This window comes from Eubacterium coprostanoligenes, assembly GCF_900167205.1.
Taxonomy (GTDB): Bacteria; Bacillota; Clostridia; order Oscillospirales; family Acutalibacteraceae; genus Eubacterium_R; species Eubacterium_R coprostanoligenes.
Genome location: NZ_FUWW01000002.1, coordinates 123,464 through 145,378 on the forward strand (window position 1 = coordinate 123,464; position 21,915 = coordinate 145,378).

At 41.8% G+C, this 21,915-nt stretch carries 20 protein-coding genes; 12 read left to right on the forward strand and 8 right to left on the reverse strand.

Annotation, left to right across the window (positions count from 1 at the left end):
• Positions 1-53: 53 nt before the first annotated feature.
• Positions 54-551 (forward strand): signal peptidase II, encoded by a 498-nt coding sequence (lspA, locus tag B5D29_RS01300; RefSeq protein ID WP_159443370.1) that lies wholly within the window; start codon positions 54-56, stop codon positions 549-551.
• Positions 544-1,458, forward strand: coding sequence for an RluA family pseudouridine synthase (locus B5D29_RS01305; protein ID WP_078767766.1), 915 nt, complete (start codon positions 544-546; stop codon positions 1,456-1,458). The genes lspA and B5D29_RS01305 overlap by 8 nt, the downstream gene beginning before the upstream one ends.
• A 334-nt stretch (positions 1,459-1,792) precedes the next feature.
• Here B5D29_RS01305 and purB read toward each other — a convergent pair whose 3' ends face one another.
• The 5 genes from purB to B5D29_RS01330 are packed head-to-tail and all read right to left on the reverse strand — an operon-like array spanning position 1,793 to position 6,590.
• A complete protein-coding gene (gene purB / locus B5D29_RS01310; protein ID WP_078767767.1) occupies positions 1,793-3,226 on the reverse strand; it encodes an adenylosuccinate lyase in 1,434 nt (477 codons plus the stop codon).
• On the reverse strand, positions 3,226-3,936 hold the full coding sequence (gene purC / locus B5D29_RS01315; protein WP_078767768.1) for a phosphoribosylaminoimidazolesuccinocarboxamide synthase: 711 nt from the start codon (positions 3,934-3,936) through the stop codon (positions 3,226-3,228). Before purC ends, purB begins: the two co-directional genes overlap by 1 nt.
• Before the next feature lie 36 nt (positions 3,937-3,972).
• On the reverse strand, positions 3,973-5,190 hold the full coding sequence (locus B5D29_RS01320) for an LL-diaminopimelate aminotransferase (RefSeq protein WP_078767769.1): 1,218 nt from the start codon (positions 5,188-5,190) through the stop codon (positions 3,973-3,975).
• A gap of 24 nt (positions 5,191-5,214) precedes the next feature.
• The gene (gene dapF, locus B5D29_RS01325; RefSeq protein WP_078767770.1) at positions 5,215-6,066 is read right to left on the reverse strand and encodes a diaminopimelate epimerase; all 852 of its coding nucleotides are present in this window, start codon (positions 6,064-6,066) and stop codon (positions 5,215-5,217) included.
• Between the two features lie 8 nt (positions 6,067-6,074).
• Positions 6,075-6,590: an ANTAR domain-containing response regulator gene (locus tag B5D29_RS01330; protein ID WP_078767771.1), complete on the reverse strand. Its 516-nt coding sequence runs from the start codon at positions 6,588-6,590 to the stop codon at positions 6,075-6,077.
• A 333-nt stretch (positions 6,591-6,923) separates the two neighbouring features.
• Between B5D29_RS01330 and glgB the strand changes: the two genes are divergently transcribed.
• The 4 genes from glgB to glgA are packed head-to-tail and all read left to right on the forward strand — an operon-like array spanning position 6,924 to position 12,765.
• Positions 6,924-8,978 carry a 1,4-alpha-glucan branching protein GlgB gene (glgB, locus tag B5D29_RS01335; RefSeq protein WP_078767772.1) on the forward strand — a complete coding sequence of 685 codons (2,055 nt, stop codon included), beginning with the start codon at positions 6,924-6,926 and terminating at the stop codon, positions 8,976-8,978.
• An 18-nt stretch (positions 8,979-8,996) separates the two neighbouring features.
• Positions 8,997-10,202 carry a glucose-1-phosphate adenylyltransferase gene (locus tag B5D29_RS01340; protein ID WP_078767773.1) on the forward strand — a complete coding sequence of 402 codons (1,206 nt, stop codon included), beginning with the start codon at positions 8,997-8,999 and terminating at the stop codon, positions 10,200-10,202.
• Positions 10,203-10,204: 2 nt separating this feature from the next.
• Positions 10,205-11,326: a glucose-1-phosphate adenylyltransferase subunit GlgD gene (gene glgD, locus B5D29_RS01345; protein WP_078767774.1), complete on the forward strand. Its 1,122-nt coding sequence runs from the start codon at positions 10,205-10,207 to the stop codon at positions 11,324-11,326.
• Between the two features lie 11 nt (positions 11,327-11,337).
• Positions 11,338-12,765 carry a glycogen synthase GlgA gene (glgA, locus tag B5D29_RS01350; protein WP_078767775.1) on the forward strand — a complete coding sequence of 476 codons (1,428 nt, stop codon included), beginning with the start codon at positions 11,338-11,340 and terminating at the stop codon, positions 12,763-12,765.
• A 58-nt stretch (positions 12,766-12,823) separates the two neighbouring features.
• On the opposite strand, the gene B5D29_RS01355 is transcribed toward glgA, so the two are convergent.
• The 3 genes from B5D29_RS01355 to B5D29_RS01365 form a co-directional block, all read right to left on the reverse strand.
• On the reverse strand, positions 12,824-13,033 hold the full coding sequence (locus B5D29_RS01355) for a hypothetical protein (RefSeq protein ID WP_078767776.1): 210 nt from the start codon (positions 13,031-13,033) through the stop codon (positions 12,824-12,826).
• 78 nt (positions 13,034-13,111) lie between these two features.
• Positions 13,112-13,705: a cytidylate kinase-like family protein gene (locus tag B5D29_RS01360; protein ID WP_078767777.1), complete on the reverse strand. Its 594-nt coding sequence runs from the start codon at positions 13,703-13,705 to the stop codon at positions 13,112-13,114.
• 14 nt (positions 13,706-13,719) lie between these two features.
• The gene (locus tag B5D29_RS01365; protein WP_078767778.1) at positions 13,720-15,078 is read right to left on the reverse strand and encodes an ArsB/NhaD family transporter; all 1,359 of its coding nucleotides are present in this window, start codon (positions 15,076-15,078) and stop codon (positions 13,720-13,722) included.
• A gap of 182 nt (positions 15,079-15,260) precedes the next feature.
• Here B5D29_RS01365 and prfB point away from each other — a divergent pair, with 182 nt between their 5' ends.
• The 6 genes from prfB (at position 15,261) to B5D29_RS01395 (ending at position 21,889) form a co-directional block, all read left to right on the forward strand.
• Positions 15,261-16,379, forward strand: coding sequence for a peptide chain release factor 2 (prfB, locus tag B5D29_RS01370; protein WP_078767779.1), 1,119 nt, complete (start codon positions 15,261-15,263; stop codon positions 16,377-16,379).
• Positions 16,380-16,442: 63 nt separating this feature from the next.
• A complete protein-coding gene (locus B5D29_RS01375) occupies positions 16,443-17,297 on the forward strand; it encodes a polysaccharide deacetylase family protein (protein WP_078767780.1) in 855 nt (284 codons plus the stop codon).
• Positions 17,298-17,394: 97 nt separating this feature from the next.
• Complete coding sequence (locus B5D29_RS01380) at positions 17,395-19,356, forward strand: MFS transporter (protein ID WP_078767781.1); 1,962 nt, start codon at positions 17,395-17,397, stop codon at positions 19,354-19,356.
• Positions 19,357-19,512: 156 nt separating this feature from the next.
• Positions 19,513-20,511 carry a rod shape-determining protein gene (mreB, locus tag B5D29_RS01385; protein WP_200803064.1) on the forward strand — a complete coding sequence of 333 codons (999 nt, stop codon included), beginning with the start codon at positions 19,513-19,515 and terminating at the stop codon, positions 20,509-20,511.
• Positions 20,512-20,529: 18 nt separating this feature from the next.
• Positions 20,530-21,363, forward strand: a complete 834-nt coding sequence (gene mreC, locus B5D29_RS01390) for a rod shape-determining protein MreC (protein WP_078767783.1) — start codon at positions 20,530-20,532, stop codon at positions 21,361-21,363.
• 10 nt (positions 21,364-21,373) lie between these two features.
• Positions 21,374-21,889 (forward strand): hypothetical protein, encoded by a 516-nt coding sequence (locus B5D29_RS01395; RefSeq protein WP_078767784.1) that lies wholly within the window; start codon positions 21,374-21,376, stop codon positions 21,887-21,889.
• Positions 21,890-21,915: the final 26 nt, after the last annotated feature.

Genomic DNA, 21,915 nt, shown 5'->3' on the forward strand with positions numbered 1-21,915 from the left:
AGGTCAACGCTTTGCGTTGCATACGGACTGAAAATATGGAGATTTGTTCATATATGAAGCATATAAAAAAACACATTTCCTGCACGATTATGATTGTTCTTATCGTTGCATTTGACCAGATAACTAAATATTTTGCTTCATTAAAGCTTGCTGACGGAAGCGTTGCAAAGTTCATTCCCGGCGTTGTGCAGTTCAGATATGCCGAAAACACGGGTATGGCTTTTTCAATGCTCAGCGGTGCAAGGTGGGCTTTCGTTGCCCTGACTTTTGCCGTGTGCGTCGGTGCTTTTTATTATTTGTTCTCAAACAAATGCAAAAGTCTATGGCTGTATTGGAGCATAGGCGTTGTCGTTTCAGGCGGTATAGGCAATCTCATTGACCGAGCAAGATTTGGCTATGTTGTTGATTTTATCGAGCCGACTTTTATGGATTTCGCTGTTTTCAACATTGCCGATTGTGCGGTTACTTGCGGTGCTGTGGTGCTGATTGGCTATTTGCTTTTTGATGCTTTCAGCGATATAAAAAAGCCAAAGGAGAAATCCAATGGCTGAAAATTATAGCTTTGTGTGCGAGCTGAACGGCACACGAATAGACAAGTTCTTAACTGAAAACATTGAGGATATTACTCGTTCCGCCGTGCAAAAAATCATTGATGAAAACAATGTAACCGTAAACGGTAAAACGGTTTCCAAGAATTATAAGTGCAAGGCAGGGGATAGCATTGAAGTTGTTGTTCCCGATGCCAAACCGCTTGAGGCTGTTGCACAAAATATTCCGATTGATATAGTTTTCGAGGACGAATATCTGCTTGTTGTCAACAAACCAAAGGGAATGGTTGTTCACCCTGCAAACGGCAATTCTGACGGCACTCTTGTCAATGCTTTGCTGTACCATTGCGGTGACAGCCTTTCGGGCATAAACGGGGTTATCCGACCGGGAATTGTGCATAGGATAGATAAGGACACTTCCGGACTTTTGATTGTTGCCAAAACCGACAAGGCTCACATCGGTCTTGCCGAGCAAATCAAGGAACACAGCTTTTCCCGTGCGTATGAGGCTGTGGTTTATGGTAATATTAAAGAGGACAGTGGCACGATTTGTCAGCCGATAGGCAGGGACAGTAAGGACAGAAAGAAAATGGCAGTAACTATGAAGAATTCAAAGCCTGCCACAACTCATTATGAGGTCATCAAGAGATACGGTGATTTCACTCATGTAAGGTGCATTCTCGAAACGGGACGCACTCATCAAATCAGAGTGCATATGTCATATATCGGGCATCCTGTTGCGGGTGACCCCGTGTATGGTCCAAAAAAGGTTATAACTCGATTGAACGGTCAGTGCCTCCACGCAAAGCATATCGGATTCGTTCATCCTATAACCAATGAATACTTGGAGTTCGAAAGTGAATTGCCCGAATATTTCACATCATTTCTAAATTATCTTGAAAATAAATAACCGACAGATACTTATAATGTACCTGTCGGTTGAGCGTGTCGAAAAAGTATTTTCGGCACGCTATAGATTGTTGAGAAAGGTTCTGAATTTCGTTTTCTTGCGAACATTGCTGTACGATGGTACCGCTTGTTCGCAAAAAACGAAAAACGCCAAAAATGCCGTAGGTTCGATACCTACGGCATTTTTAAAACCCCTCCGTCAACGCTTCGTGTTTCCACCTCCCCTTTCATCAATGGGAGGCATAATTCTGCTGATTATATTTGGCGTGTTTCAGGAGCTTTATCGACAGTCTGAACCGACAGATACTTCAAGTACCTGTCGGCTTTTTTATTGATTATACATTGATTTCAACATCTACACCAAGCAAATCCTTGTTTTCTTCAAGAATAGGATTGATGACTTCGTTCAAGAAATCAGCTGTTTGTTCAGGTGCTCTGCCAACAAAGTTAGCAGGCTTGAGAATAGCAAGGATTTCTTCCTTTGTAGTCATAAATGCAGGGTCTGCCGCAATTCTATCCACAAGGTCATTCTTGCCGCCTTCAACCTTAACAACAGCACCGGCTGCCATTGAGTGTTGACGGATTTTCTCGTGGAGTTCCTGTCTGTCGCCACCCTTTTTAACAGCGTCCATCATAATGTTTTCTGTTGCCATAAACGGAAGTTCGCTCATAAGTCTTGCTTCAATAACCTTTGGATAAACAACAAGACCGCTTGTAACATTGATGTAAAGGTCAAGTATTCCGTCAATAGCAAGAAATGCTTCAGCAACGCTTACACGCTTGTTTGCGCTATCGTCAAGTGTTCTTTCAAACCATTGTGCAGAAGCTGTCCAAGCAGGATTGAGAGCGTCAATCATAACATATCTTGAAAGAGATGCAATTCTTTCACTTCTCATAGGGTTTCTCTTGTAAGCCATAGCAGATGAACCGATTTGGTTCTTTTCAAACGGTTCTTCAATTTCCTTAAGATTTTGAAGAAGTCTCAAGTCGTTTGAGAATTTGCAACAACTTTGTGCAATGAGTGCAAGGCAGTTGCAAACGATGGTGTCAAGCTTTCTTGCATATGTTTGACCGCTTACAGGGAAGCAAGTCTTGAATCCCATCTTTTCGGCAATCTTTCTGTCAAGTTCTTTGCATTTCTCGTGGTCGCCGTCAAAGAGTTCAAGGAAACTTGCCTGTGTGCCTGTTGTACCCTTTGAGCCAAGAAGCATAAGGGTGTCGAGCACATGGTCAACTTCGTTGAGGTCCATAACCAAATCCATAAGCCAAAGAGTTGCTCTCTTGCCGACTGTTGTTGGCTGTGCAGGCTGGAAGTGTGTAAAGCCGAGGCATGGCATATCCTTGTATTCGTCTGCAAATTTTGCAACTGATGAAATAGCGTTTACGAGCTTTTTCTTAACAAGGTTGAGTGCCTCACGCATTGTGATAACATCTGTGTTGTCACCAACATAGCAAGAGGTTGCGCCAAGGTGGATGATGCCCTTTGCTTTTGGACATTGCTCACCATATGCGTGAACATGGCTCATAACATCATGGCGGAATTTCTTTTCGTATTCCTCTGCAACTGCATAGTTGATGTCGTCTGCATGAGCCTTTAATTCGTCAATCTGCTCTTGTGTTACATTGAGTCCGAGTTCGTGCTCTGCCTCTGCAAGAGCAATCCAAAGCTTTCTCCATGTTTTGAACTTAAAGTCCGGAGAATATATGTATTGCATTTCCTTGCTTGCGTAACGGGCATTAAACGGGGAATTGTATGTGTTGTGTTCCATTAGTTAAGTCCTACTCTTTTCATCATTTCTTCGTATGCTTCTTCAACACCGCCAAGGTCACGACGGAATCTGTCCTTGTCGAGCTTTTCGTGAGTCTTGATGTCCCAAAAACGGCAGGTGTCAGGGCTGATTTCGTCAGCAAGAACGATTGTGCCGTCTGCTGTCTTACCGAATTCAAGTTTGAAGTCGATGAGTTCAACGCCGATTGATGCAAAATATTCCTTGAGTACATCGTTAACCTTGAATGCCATTTCCTTGATGGTTTCAACATCTTCTTTGGTTGCAAAACCGCATGATACAGCATGATAGCCGTTGATGAGCGGGTCACCGAGTTCGTCATCCTTGTATGAAAATTCGATTGAAGGGCAAACAAAGTCCATGCCTTCTTCAAGACCGAGTCTCTTGCAGATTGAACCTGCGGCTCTGTTACGGATAATAACTTCAAGAGGAACAATCTTTACCTTTTTAACTGCCGTTTCTCTGTCTGATAATTCCTCAACAAAGTGGGTTGGAATGCCGTGCTTTTCAAGAATTTGCATAAGGTAGTTGCTCATCTTGTTGTTTACAACACCCTTGCCAACGATTGTACCCTTTTTGATACCGTTGAAAGCAGTTGCATCGTCCTTGTAGTCAACAATAACGATGTTCTCGTCATCAGTTGCCCAAACTTTCTTTGCCTTGCCCTCGTAGAGCTGTTCTGTCTTTGTCATATTGTTAGCCTCCTGCATTTTAATCCTTTATGTTAATTATTTTTTGTATACCGACTTGATTCTTTCAATTGCTTCGATTGTCTTTTCTGTTGAGCCAAATGCTGTCAGTCTGAAGTAGCCCTCGCCTGCAGGACCGAATCCTGAACCCGGAGTACCTACAACCTGGCACTTTTCAAGGAGCTCATCAAAGAATTCCCAGCTTGTGTATCCCTGTGGAACTCTGAGCCAAACGTATGGTGAGTTAACACCGCCGTAGCATTCAAAGCCAGCGTCCTTGAGACCCTCAAAGATAATCTTTGCGTTGTTTTGATAGTAAGCAAGTGTTTCTTTGATTTGCTTCTTGCCCTCTTCCGAGTAAATAGCTTCTGCGGCTCTTTGAGTGATGTATGAAACACCGTTGAACTTTGTTGCCTGGCGTCTTGCCCAAAGAGGATTGAGTGATGTGCCCTCAAATTCAAGTTCCTTTGGAACTACTGTGTAGCCACATCTCATACCTGTAAAGCCTGCTGTCTTTGAGAATGAACGAAGCTCGATAGCACACTTCTTTGCACCTTCGATTTCGTAAATTGACTTTGGAATACCCTCTTCAACAACAAAGCTTTCGTAAGCAGAGTCAAAGAGAATGAGTGACTTGTGCTCAAGTGCATAATCAACCCACTTCTTGAGTTGTTCCTTTGTTGCAACCATACCTGTTGGGTTGTTAGGGAAGCAGAGATAGATTACATCAGGAACTTCTGACGGAAGATCAGGTGTAAAGTTGTTTTCTGCCGTGCAAGGCATATAGATGATGTTGCTCCAAAGACCGTTTTCGTCCTTGTCGCCGCTTCTGCCTGCCATAATGTTTGTGTCGATGTAAACAGGGTAAACGGGGTCGCAGATTGCAACCTTGTTGTCCACTGAAAAGATGTCGCCGATGTTACCGCAGTCGCTCTTTGCACCGTCAGACAAAAAGATTTCGTCTTTTGCGATGTCAATGCCTCTGTCAGTATAATCGTTCTTTTGGATTGCTTCAAGGATGAAGTCGTATCCGTACTCCGGCGGATAGCCTCTGAATGTAGCCTCGCAAGCCATTTCGTCAACAGCCTTGTGCATTGCGTCAATTACAGCCGGCGCAAGCGGTCTTGTAACATCACCGATTGAAAGGCGAATTACATCAGCTTCCGGATGAGCGGCTTGATATGCTCTCTGCTTCTTTGCAACAGTAGAGAACAAGTAGCTTGACTCGATTTTTAAAAAGTTGTCATTGATTTTCATATCTTTAAACCTCCGTTAAATTACTTATATTTCAACCTCTCCGGTGAACGCATATTCAGCCGGACCGGTCATAATAACACTGTCGTTTTCGTTTCCGCTCCACTCGATGAGCAAATCTCCGCCGAGGAGATGAACGGTAACTTTGTTGTCGCAGTAGCCGTTTAGAATTGCGGAAACGGCGGTTGCACAAGCTCCTGTGCCACACGCAAGAGTTTCTCCTGCGCCACGCTCGTAAACACGCATTTCTATGTTGCTTCTGTCAACAATTTTTGCAAATTCGGCATTCACTCTGTCAGGAAAAAGGCTTGTGTCTTGTTCTGCAATACTGCCGTATTTGTTCAAATCAAATTCGCTTGTGTGCTCGTCAATAATCATTACTGCGTGTGGGTTGCCCATTGAAACGCAGGTCATATTGAACTCTCTGTCGCCAAAAGTGACTTTTTGGTTTACGCATTTTTCGCTGTCGCACACAACGGGAATGTCGCTTGCCTTGAGTATCGGTTTGCCCATGTCAACTCTTGCAGTCACAACTTTGCCGTCAACAACATTTACTTTAATGTGCTTGATTGCATCCATTGATTCAATTGTGAATTCTTTTTCATTGTTTGTGTAGCCTTCGTCAAAAAGGTATTTTGCAACACAGCGTATGCCGTTGCCACACATAGCACCTCTTGAACCGTCAGCGTTGTACATCACCATTTCGTAATCGGCAACATTGCCTTTTTTGATGATAATCAAACCGTCACCGCCGACACTGAAGTGCCTGTCTGAAAGCTTCCTTGCGGTTTCGCTTTCGTTTGGTATAGTTTGCTTCATACCGTCAACATAGATGTAGTCGTTGCCGGCACCGTGCATTTTAACAAATTGTAATTTCATAGCATCACCTATTCAAATTTTGCAATAATGTCTTTTGCGACATCAACCATCTTTTTGCCGCACCGCATACTTTCGCTTTGCAAAAACTTGTGTGCTTGCATTTCGCTCATAGCATTGGTGTTTATCAAAATGGCTTTTGCGTTTGATATGTATTCGCTGTCGCTGAGGTTTCTGTCTGTAAACGAGCTTTCGGTTGTAACAAGAATTTCAACCGTTCTTAAAAATTCATCCTTGTCAAGAGGCAGGGGAAGACAAATCAGGTTGCCCATATAATCTTCTTTTCCGCTTTTTGACAGGGCGATTACATCAAAGCCCGACGGCAGTCTTTCAGCCACAACGCCTGCACCCATATCACGCAGGATGGATGCACAAATGATGACTCCACTTCGCATATCCGCCGCAATACCAAGGGCACTTGCACCCGTGGCACAGATGTGCGATACATACAGACCGTCTTCTTCAAGGACGCTTTTCAGCTGCAAAGCCGTGCTTCTGCTTGGGTATGCAACAATGATGTTTTTCATAAACTGTACTCCGCCTTGATTTATTCGTCCATAATATATATGCGTCTTATTATAAAAACATAAAATATTATAACATATTATAGTGATATGTGGCAATAGAAAAAACAGGATAATTTGAATAAAAATTTGTTACTTTTACCGATTAGTATATTTTTTGTGCGATTTTGACAAAGTGCACAGATTTTGAAAATATTTTACAATTTCTTGTAACAAAATAACCAAATAACTCTTGAAATATGTTTGTAATAGTGTTATTATAATTTTGTAGAATATTCAAAGTGGGGAAAGTGTACCCTTTTTGTTGTTTAGTATTTGTTAAGGAAAGGAATTTCTATGAAAAAATTGAAAGAAGAGTATCAGCTTCCTGTATATCTTTTTCATGACGGAACTAACTATAAGGCTTATGAATTTTTCGGCAATCACAGAATTGACGAAAGCAAGGTGGCTTTTAGAGTTTGGGCACCCAATGCACAGGGTGTGTCCGTTGTTGGCGATTTCAATTCTTGGGATGAAAACGCAAACAAATGCGTTGCCATTTCGCCGGGAATTTGGGAAGCAATTGTAGATAATGTAAATGTGTACGATTGCTATAAATATGCAATCAAAACTTGCACGGGCACAACCTTGCTCAAGGCTGACCCTTATGCAGTACATCAGGAAACCCGTCCGGGCACAGGCTCAAAGGTTTATGAGCTTGCAGATTACAAGTGGAAAGATTCCAAATGGCAACTTGACAAAAGCCGACAGAATATTTTGGAAAAGCCTGTTAATATCTACGAGGTTCATATTGGCTCGTGGAAAATGCACGATGACGGAAACTTCCTGACATATCGTGAACTTGCAGAGCAACTTGTTCCTTATGTAAAGAATATGGGCTACACTCACATTGAGATGCTTCCGATTATGGAATATCCGTTTGACGGTTCTTGGGGTTATCAGGTTACAGGCTATTTCGCCGCAACTTCACGCTATGGACTTCCGGAGGATTTGAAATATTTTGTAGACACCTGCCACAAGGAGGGAATAGGCGTTATTCTCGACTGGGTGCCTGCTCACTTCCCAAAGGATGCCTTTGGACTGTATGAATTCGACGGCACTTGTTGTTATGAATACAGTGATATGAAAAAAGGCGAGCATAAGGAATGGGGCACAAGAGTGTTCGACTATGCCAAAAAAGAGGTTAAGTCATTCCTTATTTCATCAGCTAATTATTGGATTGAGGAATTCCATTTTGACGGTCTTCGTGTTGATGCCGTTGCATCTATGCTTTATCTTGATTATTGCAGAAAAGACGGCGAGTGGACACCGAACAAGAACGGCGGAAGAGAAAATCTCGAAGCTGTTGATTTCTTCCGTCAACTCAATTCAACCATTCTTTCAAATCATCCGGGTTCAATGATGATTGCCGAGGAAAGCACCGCTTGGCCGATGATTACAATGCCTCCGTCAGAGGGTGGACTTGGTTTCAATTTCAAGTGGAATATGGGCTGGATGAACGATATGCTTCGATATACATCACTCGACCCGTTGTTCAGAAAAGGCAATCACAATTGCATTACATTCAGCTTTTTCTATGCGTTCAGCGAAAACTTTGTTTTGCCTGTATCTCACGATGAGGTTGTTCACGGCAAGGCAAGTTTGCTTAACAAGATGCCGGGCGATTATGATATGAAGTTTGACGGCTTGAGGCTGTTCCTTGCATATATGATGGCTCATCCGGGCAAAAAGCTTCTCTTTATGGGCAGTGAGTTCGGTCAGTTCATCGAATGGAATTACAAGCAGGGACTTGATTGGCTTCTTCTTGATTATGACAAGCACAGACAAACCTTGGAATTTTCAAGAGAACTTAATAAGTTCTACAAGGAACACAGCGAGCTTTGGGAAATTGATTATAGTTGGGACGGCTTCCAGTGGATTTCTTCAGAGGATAATTGCAACAGCGTAATTGCCTTTAGAAGAATGAATAAAAAAGGCGAGGAACTTATCGCCGTGTTTAATTGGACACCAAACAGTTTTGATTCATACCGTATCGGAGTTCCGAAGAACGGAACTTATAAGGTTGTGTTTGACACTTCACTTGAAAAATTCGGCGGTGACAAGCACAGAATGTCAGGCTCATATAAGTCTAAAAAGGGCAGTATCCATGGCTACGAGCAGTATATTGATTTGAAACTTCACGGTCTGTCGGCAATATTCCTCAAGAAAACCGCTGACAAACAGCCTGCCAAAAAAGATAAACCCGTAAAGGCTGAAAAGGAAGTTGCAAAGCCTGTAAAACAGCAGGCAGTCAAAACCGAAGTGAAAGAGGAGAAGCCTGTGCAGGAAAAGTCAAAGCAGACACCACCTGCAAAAGCTTCCAAACCAAATAGTAAAAAATCAAAGAGATAATATAGGAGGATTTACAGTATGTCAAAAACAGAAGTTGTTGCTATGCTTCTTGCCGGCGGTCAGGGCAGTCGTTTAGGCGTCCTTACCAAAAGCGTGGCAAAGCCTGCTGTTCCGTATGGCGGTAATTATCGAATCATTGATTTTCCACTTTCAAACTGCGTAAACAGCGGTATTTATACGGTTGGTGTTCTCACACAGTATCAACCGCTTGTGCTCAATGATTATTTGGGCAACGGTCATCCGTGGGATTTGGACAGACTTAACGGCGGAGTGCACATTTTGTCACCGTATGAGGCTATCGGCGGTGCTTCTTGGTACAAGGGCACAGCAAATGCAATTTATCAAAATATCAATTTTATCGAGAAGTATGACCCAAAATATGTAGTTATCCTTTCGGGCGACCATATTTATAAAATGGACTATTCAAAGATGATTGAGTTCCACAAAAAGAACAATGCCGATTGCACAATTGCAGTCCTTGAAGTTCCGTGGGAGGAGGCTTCTCGCTTCGGTATTCTCGCAACAGACGATAACGACCAAATCTATGAATTTGCCGAAAAGCCTGCCGAGCCAAAGTCAAACAAAGCATCTATGGGTGTTTATGTGTTCTCGTGGGATAAGCTCAGAAAATATCTTTGTGAGGACGAAGCCGATGAAAATTCATCAAACGACTTCGGTAAAAATATCATTCCTAATATGCTTGCAGACGGTCAGCGTATGTTTGCTTATCCGTTCAAGGGATATTGGAAGGATGTCGGCACAATTGATTCTCTTTGGGAGGCAAATCTCGACATCATTAATCCAAATGTTGACCTTGACCTTTCAGACACTTCTTGGAGAATTTACAGCAGAACTCCTGACGCACCGCCTCATTACATAGGCAAAAATGCAACTATTGAAAATTCTTCGATTTCCGAGGGTTGCGATATTGACGGCACAGTTGAATACTCGGTTGTTTCATCAAAGGTAACTGTTGAGGAAGATGCAGAAGTTAGATTTTCTGTTATTATGCCGGGCGCAACAATCAAAAAGGGCGCAAAGGTATATTATTCAATTGTAGCTGAAGATGCAGTTATTGAGGAAGATGCACAGGTCGGTGCAATTCCTGAAAATTTGGAAGACCCGTCTACTTGGGGCGTTGCAGTTGTTGGTTCAAATGCAAAAATCACCAAGGGCAAAAAGGTTGAACCAAAAGATATGATTCCATCAGGGGAGGAGGTATAAGTATGAACGGAAAAAATGTACTCGGTATGATTTTTGCAAATATTCACGAAGAAACTCTTGAATCTCTCACAGAGTTGAGAACAATGGGTTCTGTTCCGTTTTGTGCAAGATACCGCCTTATCGACTTTCCGCTTTCTAATATGGTAGAAAGCTCAATAACAAATGTCGGCGTTGTAACAAACGCAAACTTCAATTCACTTATGGACCATGTCGGCACAGGTAAGCCGTGGGATTTGTCTCGCAAGACAAACGGTTTGCATATTCTTCCGCCGTACTCAAGAAATTCCGTAACCATGTGGGGCAACAGAATTGACGCTATTTATGGGAATATGGGCTTTCTTGACCATTCAACACAGGAATATGTGTTGATGTCGGATTGCTATAATCTTATGAATATCGACTTGTCCAAGGTGTTTGATGCACACGAAAAGTCCGAAGCAGATATTACAATCGTTGGCGTTAAGGCTAAAAAGCCTGTTTCATTCAGCAATGTTCTTGTTTTTGACAAGGTTGCGGATGACGGCAGAATTTTGGAGGCTTCTATCGATCCTGATGTTGAAACTGCTTTTTATTCTACAAATGTTGTGCTCATCAAAAAGTATTTGCTTGAGGAATTGGTGACCGCCGCTCATTCAAAGAACAAGATTTCATTCCAGCGCAATATTCTTCTTGAGAGCATTAAGAGCAAAAAGGTTTATTCTTATGATGCTACAGATTGCTTTGTCGGCACTATAGACAGTGTTCAAAGCTATTATGATGTGTCAATGAGCATTCTTGACAGAAAAAATAAGAAAAAGCTTTTTGCAAAGGAACGCCCTATTTATACCAAAGAGCGTGACGATATGCCAACCCTTTACGGTATGGAGGCAGATGTCAAGAATTCTCTTGTTGCCGACGGTTGCGTTGTTAAGGGCACGGTTGAAAACTGTATTCTCTTCAAGGGTGTAAAAATTAAAGAGGGTGCTGTGGTTAAGAATTCTATTCTTATGCAGGACACCGTTATTGGTGAAAATGTAAAAATCAATTATGTAATCGCAGACAAGGATTGCAATATTAAGTCCGATGTTGAGCTTTCCGGTGCAGCAAATTATCCGGTTTGCATTTCAAAGGGCACAAAGATTTAGGGGGTATACAAATGAAGGTTTTATATGTTGCTTCCGAAGCATTGCCTTTTATGGCTTCCGGAGGATTGGGAGATGTTGCAGGCTCGCTGCCTGTTGCACTTCGCAAGCGTCTTATCGGATGTCGTGTTGTAATGCCTCTTTATGATTCAATCAAGCAGGAATATAAGGATAAAATGAAGTTTATTACATCGATTTCCGTTCCTGTTTCGTGGCGTAGACAGTATTGCGGTATTTTTGAAGCAAAGCACAACGGAGTAATTTATTACTTCCTTGACAATCAGTATTATTTTAAGCGTGACGGAATTTATGGTCACTATGACGATGCGGAAAGATTTGCTTTCTTCTCAAGAGCTGTTCTTGAGATTATTCCTCACATTGATTGGAAGCCGGACATCATTCATTGCAACGATTGGCAGTCGGCTCTCACACCGCTTTATTATTCTTGCTACTATGCAAATCAAATGGGATATGAAAACATTAAAACTGTTTTCACTATCCATAATATTCAGTATCAGGGCAAGTACGGCAATGAGCTTCTCAACGATGTTTTGGGCATTGCACCGGAATACAACAATCTAATTTTGTACGATGGACTTGTTAACTTTATGAAAGCAGGCATCGAGTGTGCAAATAAGGTGACAACTGTTTCTCCGACCTATGCAAAGGAAATTCTTGACCCGTGGTATTCCTACGGTCTCGACCCTATCCTTAATCAGCGTAGCTGGAAACTCTGCGGTATTCTCAATGGTATTGATACCGAAAATTATAATCCTGAAACCGACCCTAACATTGTTGCAAATTACAATGCCGAAAATTGGAAAAAGAGCAAGGCAGAGTGCAAAAAGGCTCTCCAGGAGCAGATGGGTCTTGCTATAAGAGATGATGTGCCGATTATCGGTATCGTATCCCGTCTTGTCGGACACAAGGGACTTGACCTCATCCGTGAGGTTATGGAAAAGAGCCTTTGGGAGCGTGATATTCAGTATGTTGTTCTCGGTTCGGGCGAATGGCAGTACGAGAGCTTCTTCAGAGAACTCCACTACAAGTATCCTGACAAAGTCGGCGTAACAATCGGATTTATTCCTGACCTTGCACGCAAGATTTATGCAGGTGCAGACTTGTTCCTTATGCCGAGCAAGAGCGAGCCTTGCGGTCTTTCGCAGATGGTTGCACTTCGCTATGGCACTGTGCCTATCGTTCGTGAAACGGGCGGTCTTAAGGACTCAATCACCGATTCGGGTGACGGCGAGGGCAACGGATTTACTTTCAAAACATATGACGCATACGATATGCTCGGTGCAATCTACCGTGGCGTAGAGGCTTATAACAACAAGGATTATTGGCCGACTCTTGTTGAGCGTGCACTCAACTGTGATATGTCTTGGGGCAAATCCGCAAATGAGTACATCAAGATGTACAAATCACTTCTTAAAGATTAAGACAAAAAATACACCCCACATCGGTACTTTATGTATCGTTGTGGGGTGTTTGTTATGCTTATTTGCGTGTTTTTATAATATGGCTTATCAACAAAACTATTGCATTAAAAATTAACCAAATAAAAACTATGATTTCAATATGCATTCTCAGCGGTAAAGCTGTCAGCATATCATTGTAGGCCAGGCAAATATAAACTATGTATCCAACAGCGATAATACTGCTTATTATGATTAAAGCATATTTGATGGCTTTGATGATTTTTTGCATTGTATTACCTCCACGGTTTCAGCATATTGCCTTTGAGTAGATTGTCAAAGTGTTTTATGATTTGTTTGTGATAAGCGTTTATTCGATTATGCTTTTGATGTATGCATCAATTACATCGGTGGCGTTGTCGATTCCTACCTTGCTTGTGTTGATTAGCAAGTCGTAGTAGCGAGAGTCGCCCCATTTGTATTTTGAATAGCGGTTGTGATAACTGCGTCTGATCTTGTTGCGCTTTTCAACAAGATTCTTTGCATCGTCATAGCGGAGCTTTTCGATTGATGCAATTCTCTTAACCTTTGTGTCCATTTCACCTGTTACAAAGATTTTGACAAGTCCTTCGTATTCACGCAAAACATAGTCGGCGCATCTGCCGAGCACGATGAATGATTCGCCGGATTCTGCACGCTCCTTGAGGTAGTCAAATTGCATTTGAGCAACATTGTCCTCGTGCGAGTTTGAGTAGCCGTCAACCGAGCGTGAAAGCCAAATGTTTCTTGCTTTTTCGTCGTATTTTTTGAGCTCGTCAAGGTTTAGGTTCTTTTCTTGTGCGACTAAATCCAAAAGATTTTTACCGTAAAGGTTTACATTGTATCTTTTTGCCAATTCCTCGGCGATCACACGACCGCCCGAGCCGTATTCACGACCAATTGAAATTATAAATTGTTTAGCCATAAATTAACCCTCCTTTAGAAGTATCTTAATTTGATTACTATCATTGAAATGATGAGAACAATTGCTGTTGCCGGTATTGCCGATTTGCAATATTTGCCCCAGCTGACAGGGTGTCCTGCCTTTGAAACAACGGATGTGCCTACAACATTTGCCGATGCACCGATAGGTGTTGCACTGCCGCCGATGTCTGTGCCGACAGAAAGTGAATATGCGAGGGTTGCAAGTTCTGCACCCGGAGTTGTAGCCGCAAGGCTCTTGATAACAGGAACCATTGTTGCAGCAAATGGAATGTTGTCAACAAACGCACTTGCAACTGCCGAAATCCACATAATGATGAGAACCATTGCAAAGAAGTTGCCACCGCAGATTTTTTCAATAAAGTTTGCAATAAGCTTCAAAACGCCTGTTTGTTCAAGTCCGCCTACTACGATAAATAAGCCGATGAAGAACAAAAGTGTTTTGTAGTCAATCTTTTTCAAAATAAACTTGATGTGTTTAAACGAAGTGATGAGCGTAATTGCCGCAATAATCACGCCGATAAACGCAACGGTAAGTCCTGTTTGTGCATGCGTTACAAGAAGAACAACAGCGATAAGGAAAATGATTGTGCTTACAATAAAGTCCTTTTTGTTTTCAATAGCGTCTGCCGGGTTAGGAAAAGTTGCCGGGTCAACAGGTTCACCGTTTGCAGCAGAAAGCTCTTTCTTAAATGAAAAATAGAAGAAAATAACAATAAATACAAGTGAAATACCTGCAATAAGACCTGTGTTTGTAAGGAAATCGGCAAAGCTGTAGCCGAGTGCTGTGCCAATGATGATGTTTGGCGGGTCACCACACATTGTTGCAGAACCGCCGAGGTTTGCACAGAAAACTTCCGCAAGTACCATCGGAACCGGACTGAATTTGAGAAGTTGTGAAAGTTCAACTGTAACTGCTGCCAAGAACAAAATTACGGTGATGCTGTCAATGAACATTGAAAGCACGGCACTCATAATCATAAATGTTACAAGTATCGGCATAACCTTGTACTTAACCGCTTTTGCGATTGTGAGGCAAAGCCAACGGAAAAATCCTGCTTTTGCCATGCCTTCAACCATTACCATCATACCCGCTATGAAAATGATTGTAGCCCAGTTAATGCCGCTCGAGCTTTCGCCGCCTTGTGACGAAACATGCCAAAATTCAGGTGTGAATATGCTTTTGACATTGAGCGTTTCCATTATTGCACTCGGACTTTTCATACAAATACCGAATACAATAACAATAGTTGCAAGTCCGCAACCCAATGTTACCCACTGGCGTGGGATTTTGTCCATAATAATAAGTGCGAACATAACGACAAATATTATTACGGCACAGATTTGTGCTGCCATATTATATAGCCCTCTTTTCTATGAATTTTTCGCCTTTATTATATGACTATTTCTTTTAATTTTCAAGAGTAAATATAACAAATATTTTTTACTTGTTACTTGAAAAATAAAAACTTATACTATATAATATTATAGCATAAAATAATCAATTAACATATTTAATACTTTTTCGGAGAAGAATAATGATAGAATTTGAAGAATTGAACCAAAGACTTATGCAGTCCGAGGAACCAATAAGCAATTTAAAAGAAGCTCTCGACATAGACAATGTTAAGACTCAAATTGAAGAACTTGAAAAGCAGAGCGCCGCTCCTGATTTTTGGGATGATATGGAAAACAGCCAAAAGGTTATGCAAAAAATCGGCTCACTCAAAGCAAAAGTTGCATCATATGAAAATCTCAAAAATGATTTTGAGGATGCGCAGGTTATGATTGAACTTGCAAACGAGGAAGAAGACGCTTCCTTGGTTGAGGATTGCACAAAGTCGGTTGACGATATTGAAAACAGAATTGAAAAGCTCACTCTCTCAACACTTCTTTCGGGCGAGTTTGACGACAACAACGCTATTCTCACTTTCCACGCAGGTGCAGGCGGAACAGAGGCTCAAGACTGGGCAGAAATGCTTTTCCGTATGTACAACCGTTGGGGCGAAAGAAACGGCTACAAGGTGTCAACTCTCGACTATCTTGAGGGTGATGTTGCAGGTATCAAGAGTGCAACAATCCGTGTAGAAGGCGAAAATGCTTACGGCTATCTCCACGGCGAAATGGGTATTCACCGTCTTGTTCGTGTTTCTCCTTTTGATTCATCGGGTCGCCGTCACACTTCGTTTGCTTCTCTTGAAGTTATGCCGGAGATTGACAATGATGTCAATGTGGAAATCCGTGAAGAAGACATCAAGATGGATGTTTATCGTGCATCGGGTGCAGGCGGACAAAAGGTAAATAAGACTTCATCCGCTGTTCGTCTTACTCATATTCCGACAGGTATCGTTGTGTCGTGTCAGGTTGAGCGTTCACAGCACCAAAACCGTGAAATGGCAATGCTTATGCTCAAGTCAAAACTTGTTGAAATCAAGGAAAGAGAGAACCTTGAAAAGATTGACGACATCAAGGGTGACCAAAAGGAAATCGCTTGGGGCAGTCAGATTCGTTCCTATGTATTTATGCCGTACACAATGGTAAAGGACCACAGAACAGGATTTGAAATGGGCAATATCAATGCTGTTATGGACGGTGACCTTGACGGCTTCATCAACGCTTATCTCAAAATGAAGAGCCTTGAAAATTCCGACAAGTAATTCAAAATTTAACAATGGTATTTTAACCTCCTGCGTCAACAATAGATGTAGGAGGTTTTTATTATGAAATTTCAAAGGATATTGTTGCCCGTTTTGTGCGTTTGTATGCTGTTCGGATGCTCAAAAGGGAATACAAACAGTAATGAAAATATTACAGCAAGTAAAAAAGCAGAAACCACAACCAAGGCTGTTGAAACAACTGCACCCACAGCAAAGGCGGTTGCGGGGCTTGATTCATTGAGCACCGAAAAAGTTGTTTGGGGTCCGGGAAATATAGTTGAACATAAGCAACCAAACGACCCACTTTTACTTCAAAAACGCTTTTCAAATATGGATGCGCAGTGGCTGTTGAACGATGAAAAAAAGATATGCCTAACCTTTGATGAGGGCTATGAAAACGGCTATACTCCGCAAATTTTGGACACTTTGAAGGAAAAAGGTGTTAAGGCGATTTTCTTTGTGACCTATGATTTTGCATCTCAAAATCCCGAACTTGTTAAGCGAATGATAGACGAGGGGCACATTGTCGGCAACCACTCCTACCGCCATTATACTATGGATGAGGTCAGCGACGATGTAGCCAAGGAGGAAGTAAGCTATCTTCACAAGTATGTTAAGGATAAGTTCGGCTATACAATGAGTTATTTCAGATTTCCAAAAGGTGAGTTTTCTGAACGCTCATTACAAATTGTAAAAGATTTGGGATATAAATCGGTGTTTTGGAGCTTTGCCTATGCCGATTGGGACCCGGACAATCAAACGGAGGAAAATCAGGCTTTCACCCATATTTGCGAAAGCACTCATCCCGGTGCCATTTTTCTTCTTCACGCTGTCAGCAAAACCAATGCCGACATTCTTGGCAAGGTTATAGATGATGTGAAAAAGCAAGGCTATACTTTCTCCACGGATATTTGTTAATATTATGTTGATATTGTTGATTCCCTATGTTATAATTTAACAGAAACTTGTGCCGTGCGCGGCAAAAATATATGTGAGTTTCACAAAAGGGGTAAAAATGAAAATATCAGGAGAAAAGATTAAACAGACTGTGTCGTCTGTAAAAGAACACTGGAGCACTCCACCCGAGGGCAGGTATATTCCGTACAAAGAAATACTTGCCTACAGTGTCGGTGGTATCGGTGTAAAATTTGTGATTTATACGGTTTGGTATATATCATTGTCTGCAACAAGCTTGCTTGCAGGTTCGGCTCTCGGACTTAAAAACGGAGACCTTGTAAAACTCAATATGATTGCAACGATTATTGGTTTGTTTTTAGGTCCTATCCGAGGATTGATTATTGACAATACTCGGAGCAGTAAGGGAAAATTCCGCCCATATTTGCTTTACACAGGCATTCCGTCGGCAATTTTGCTTACCATTTTTGCGTTTTTGCCGTTTGAAACAATGACTTACAATCAAAAATTGTGGTCGCTGTTTATATCGTATATGCTTCTTCAGCTGTGTTATCCGTTTTATGACCAGGCGTATACAACGCTTGTTCAGGTAATGAGTCCTAACTCAACCGAGCGTGCGGATGTTATCACGGTTTCAACATTTATTTATTCGCTTGCTCCGACGATTATGGGATTTTTTGTGCCGCTTATTGCAGGTTTTACGGGCGGTCTTGAGCATATCAACGCTTATCGTATTATTATGCCGGCACTCGGTATCGGCGGTGCACTTATCGGACTTTTCAGCTATTTCGGCACAAAAGAGCGTATTATCGTTTCAAAGGACTACACACCGAAAGTGCCGTTCTTTAAGGGTATCGGCGCAGGAATTGCAAACAAATATCAGTGGGCACGCTCGCTCACATCTTGGTGTATTCTTTTGCAGGCAGGCGTTGGTAATGTCACAACTTGGTATTTTTATTATGGCATAAAAGATGTTCTTAACCTTTCAACAGAGCAGCAAGGTGCTTTGAACGGTACTCTGATGACCATTTTGGGTGCTGCGGCAACTCCGGCAATGCTTTTGTCACCGTTACTTATACGCAAACTCGGCAAGCGTAATATGTATATTTTTTATATTTTGGGTAATGTAATCACTCTTGTGGGTATGTATTTGTTTGTTGAACAAATTTGGGTGCTGTATGCTTGTATTTGGATAAGAGGATTTTTTAATACAATTCCTCTTATTGCGGACAGTGCTATGAGTGCCGATGTACTCGACTATCAGCAGTACAAATCCGGCGACAGACTTGAGGGACTTATGGGTCAGTTTGTAGGTACAATCGGAGTATTCGTGTCTATGGGCATTACATATTTTACTCAAACAATCGTTATGCAAAACCATTTTGGACTTGTTGACAACTATGACGATTTGTACAAGGCTTCGTTCAGAGAACCAATTTCAAAGGGTATGATTTTGATTGCACTTGTCGGCTTTGTGCTTGCGCTTATTCCGTTTGTCACAATGTATACTTTGACCGAAGAAGAACACGAATCTCACATCAAGGTGCTCAAAATCCGTGCAGCTCTTGAGGATTATGCAACCGATTCTCTTTCGGAAGGTCAGCTTGACGAGGCAAAGAAAATCTATGCCGATTCGGTTAACGAATACAACGAATGCGTTGAGGCTTTGAATTCCGCTTCAAACCGTAAGGAACGCAAAAAGTTGCAGTCAAAAATCAAAGCACTTGAAATTGTTATTGATGAAAAAGATCGTTTTGCAACAGAAAAGATGCTGAAGAAAACCGCAAAGGCAAATGAACTTTTGACCCATACGGTAGAAGAACTTTACGGCATCAGCGAGCCGACTCTTGATAAATATAACGAGGCAAACGCTATGAGCGAAAACACCAAGGAGGAGGCAAATCTCAAGGCAACAAAGCTCAAAGAGGCTTCAAAAGAACTTGACATCTTCCACAAAAAAGCATACGACTATATTCAGGCTCGCAAACTCATCAAGCAAAAAGAATACTATGCAAATTGGGACAAAATATTTGTTGATGAACCTGAATTGCAAGAAGTTTGATTTAGTTGCTTTAATTTTTATTTTGATACAAAAACCTTCTGTTCACGCAGGAGGTTTTTTGTATAATTTGACATTTTTATTAAATTTTCAAATAACTGTTGAGATTATTTATTCTATATTATATAATAATTAATTGATAATTGATATGAAATAATTATGAAAGCGGGTTTTAAAATGCTTTTTTCAAGAGATATTGGAATTGACCTTGGCACATCAAACACAAGAGTTGCCGACAAAAAAGGACATATTATAATTAATGAACCGTCTGTTGTGGCAGTTGATGTAAAATCAAAGAGAGTGCTCGCAACAGGAAACGAGGCAAAAAATATGATTGGCAGAACACCGGGTTCAATCGTTGCTGTCAGACCTATGAGGGCAGGCGTTATTGCCGACTTTGATATGACTGCGGATATGCTTCATGACTTTATGGACCGTTCAACATCACGCAATGTTTTCACAAAAACAAGGGTTGTTGTCAGCGTTCCGTCTGATGTAACAGAGGTTGAACGCAGAGCCGTTGAAGATGCTGTTCGTTCGGCAGGCGCACAGGAAGTTGAACTTATTGAGCAGTCGATGGCGGCGGCTCTCGGCGCAGGACTTCCTGTTTATGAGGCAACAGGTTCAATGATTATCGACATCGGTGGCGGTACAACCGATATTGCCGTGCTTTCTCTCGGCGGAATTGCGTGCTGTAACAGCATCAAGGTTGGCGGTGAAGCTATGGATGATTCAATCGTGACTTATATGCGTAAGACTCACAATCTTCTTATCGGTGAGCGTACGGCAGAGGATATAAAACTTAAAATCGGCTCTGCTTTGGAATATGACGGCGAGGCTGCTATGGAAGTAAGAGGCAGAAATCTTGCTGACGGACTTCCGGGAAGCGTGGAGATTACTTCATCCGACATTCGTGAGGTTCTCCAAGAACCTGTAGGTCAGATTTTGACCGCTGTCAAGGAAACTCTTGAGGTTACTCTTCCTGAACTTTCGGCAGATATTATCGACCGTGGAATTTATCTCACAGGTGGTGCAAGCCGACTTCGTGGACTTCGTGATTTGATTGAAAACGAGATTAAAATTCCGATTATTGTGCCTGAAAATTCAACCGATTGTGTTGCACTCGGCACATCAATCAAGCTACGCAGAGCAAAATAATATAGAAGTGAATCGAATATGAAAAATTTATTTAACACAAAACCGTTCAAAATGGTTGTGAGCATTATTGCCGTGTTCTTGATTGGTGCACTTATCGCCGCCGCAAACGGTCACGGCGAAACTGCACAGTCAACTGTTCTTGGCACGTTGTTTTCTCCTGCTCATTATGTTGCACAGAAAATTTCAAATGGTCTTGATAATATTTCCGGCAATGTAAGCGGCAACGCACAGTATGAAAAGGAGATAAAAAAGCTCCAGTCACAAATCGGTGATTTGCAGTCGCAACTTGTTGATTACGAAAATTTAAAAAGGCAAAATGAGCTTTACAAGGAGTTCCTTGGGGTTAAGGAAGAACACAAGGATTTCCAATTTGTTGAGGCTTCCGTAACAGGCAGAGACAGTGCGGATATATACAAGTCGTTTACCGTTTCAAAGGGCACTGTAAACGGTGTTGCTGTCGGCGATGCGGTTATGTACGGCAAATATCTTGTCGGCATTGTTGACAAGGCTTATCCGACCTACAGCGTGGTCAAGACTATTCTTGACCCTGATTTCAGCGTGTCGGTGTATGAAATTATTTCTAACGAGATTTCTTATGTAACAGGCACAGCAAGTCTTGCCAAAGAAAATAAGTGCAAGATGGCAAACCTTGATGCCACAACAAAGATTACTAACGAGGCTATTATCTGCACAGCAGGTGTTGGCGGAACTGTGCCAAAGGGATTGATTATCGGCACTGTTGATGAAATTGCAGACGAGTCAACCGATATTTCATCTTATGCAATCATCACGCCGGGCACTGATATTGAAAGCATAAACACTTGCTTTATACTCACAGACTACAAGAATTAAGGATTGTTTAATGGAACTTACAAAAAAGGAACGCACAATTAAATATGTCGTTTATGCCGTGATTTTGTGTCTGCTGTCGTTGCTCCAAAATGTCGGCGGACTTTGGCTTGAAATCGGCGGTGCAAGGTGTTTTCTTCTTGTTCCGGCGGCTGTTTTGTTGTCGCTTGATGAGGACGAAAAAGCGTCGGCTCTCATCGGCTTGTTTGCAGGTTTGTTGTGGGATATAACGGCGGCGCACCATATGGGCTTTAGTTGCTTGTTCCTTATGGTTGCATGCTTCATTATGAGCGTTTTGCTCACGCATATTTTTCGCCCTACTTTCTGGGTTGGCACTGTCGGTGCAATTGTTTTCACATTTTTGTATGTTTTGATTTATTGGCTTGTTTTCATTGCTTTCAAGGGCGGAGAAGGCTCAACAGCGGTGTTTTTCACATTTTATTTGCCGTCATTTTTCTACACGGCAGTTGTAACTTTTTTTATGAATCTTGCTTTTGTACCGCTTAAAAATAAACTCAATAAAAATTAATTTATTTGGAATTTTAGGAAAGGAGA

What these genes read in the sequence shown, in the direction of transcription:
- glgD (WP_078767774.1), top strand. Translation starts at nt 10,205, where the DNA reads ATGAACGGAAAAAATGTACTCGGTATGATTTTTGCAAATATTCACGAA.
- glgA (WP_078767775.1), top strand. Translation starts at nt 11,338, where the DNA reads ATGAAGGTTTTATATGTTGCTTCCGAAGCATTGCCTTTTATGGCTTCC.
- B5D29_RS01380 (WP_078767781.1), top strand. Translation starts at nt 17,395, where the DNA reads ATGAAAATATCAGGAGAAAAGATTAAACAGACTGTGTCGTCTGTAAAA.
- B5D29_RS01365 (WP_078767778.1), bottom strand. Translation starts at nt 15,078, where the DNA reads ATGGCAGCACAAATCTGTGCCGTAATAATATTTGTCGTTATGTTCGCA.
- dapF (WP_078767770.1), bottom strand. Translation starts at nt 6,066, where the DNA reads ATGAAATTACAATTTGTTAAAATGCACGGTGCCGGCAACGACTACATC.
- B5D29_RS01375 (WP_078767780.1), top strand. Translation starts at nt 16,443, where the DNA reads ATGAAATTTCAAAGGATATTGTTGCCCGTTTTGTGCGTTTGTATGCTG.
- B5D29_RS01330 (WP_078767771.1), bottom strand. Translation starts at nt 6,590, where the DNA reads ATGAAAAACATCATTGTTGCATACCCAAGCAGAAGCACGGCTTTGCAG.
- glgB (WP_078767772.1), top strand. Translation starts at nt 6,924, where the DNA reads ATGAAAAAATTGAAAGAAGAGTATCAGCTTCCTGTATATCTTTTTCAT.
- lspA (WP_159443370.1), top strand. Translation starts at nt 54, where the DNA reads ATGAAGCATATAAAAAAACACATTTCCTGCACGATTATGATTGTTCTT.
- mreC (WP_078767783.1), top strand. Translation starts at nt 20,530, where the DNA reads ATGAAAAATTTATTTAACACAAAACCGTTCAAAATGGTTGTGAGCATT.
- prfB (WP_078767779.1), top strand. Translation starts at nt 15,261, where the DNA reads ATGATAGAATTTGAAGAATTGAACCAAAGACTTATGCAGTCCGAGGAA.
- mreB (WP_200803064.1), top strand. Translation starts at nt 19,513, where the DNA reads ATGAAAGCGGGTTTTAAAATGCTTTTTTCAAGAGATATTGGAATTGAC.
- purB (WP_078767767.1), bottom strand. Translation starts at nt 3,226, where the DNA reads ATGGAACACAACACATACAATTCCCCGTTTAATGCCCGTTACGCAAGC.
- B5D29_RS01340 (WP_078767773.1), top strand. Translation starts at nt 8,997, where the DNA reads ATGTCAAAAACAGAAGTTGTTGCTATGCTTCTTGCCGGCGGTCAGGGC.
- purC (WP_078767768.1), bottom strand. Translation starts at nt 3,936, where the DNA reads ATGACAAAGACAGAACAGCTCTACGAGGGCAAGGCAAAGAAAGTTTGG.
- B5D29_RS01355 (WP_078767776.1), bottom strand. Translation starts at nt 13,033, where the DNA reads ATGCAAAAAATCATCAAAGCCATCAAATATGCTTTAATCATAATAAGC.
- B5D29_RS01395 (WP_078767784.1), top strand. Translation starts at nt 21,374, where the DNA reads ATGGAACTTACAAAAAAGGAACGCACAATTAAATATGTCGTTTATGCC.
- B5D29_RS01305 (WP_078767766.1), top strand. Translation starts at nt 544, where the DNA reads ATGGCTGAAAATTATAGCTTTGTGTGCGAGCTGAACGGCACACGAATA.
- B5D29_RS01360 (WP_078767777.1), bottom strand. Translation starts at nt 13,705, where the DNA reads ATGGCTAAACAATTTATAATTTCAATTGGTCGTGAATACGGCTCGGGC.
- B5D29_RS01320 (WP_078767769.1), bottom strand. Translation starts at nt 5,190, where the DNA reads ATGAAAATCAATGACAACTTTTTAAAAATCGAGTCAAGCTACTTGTTC.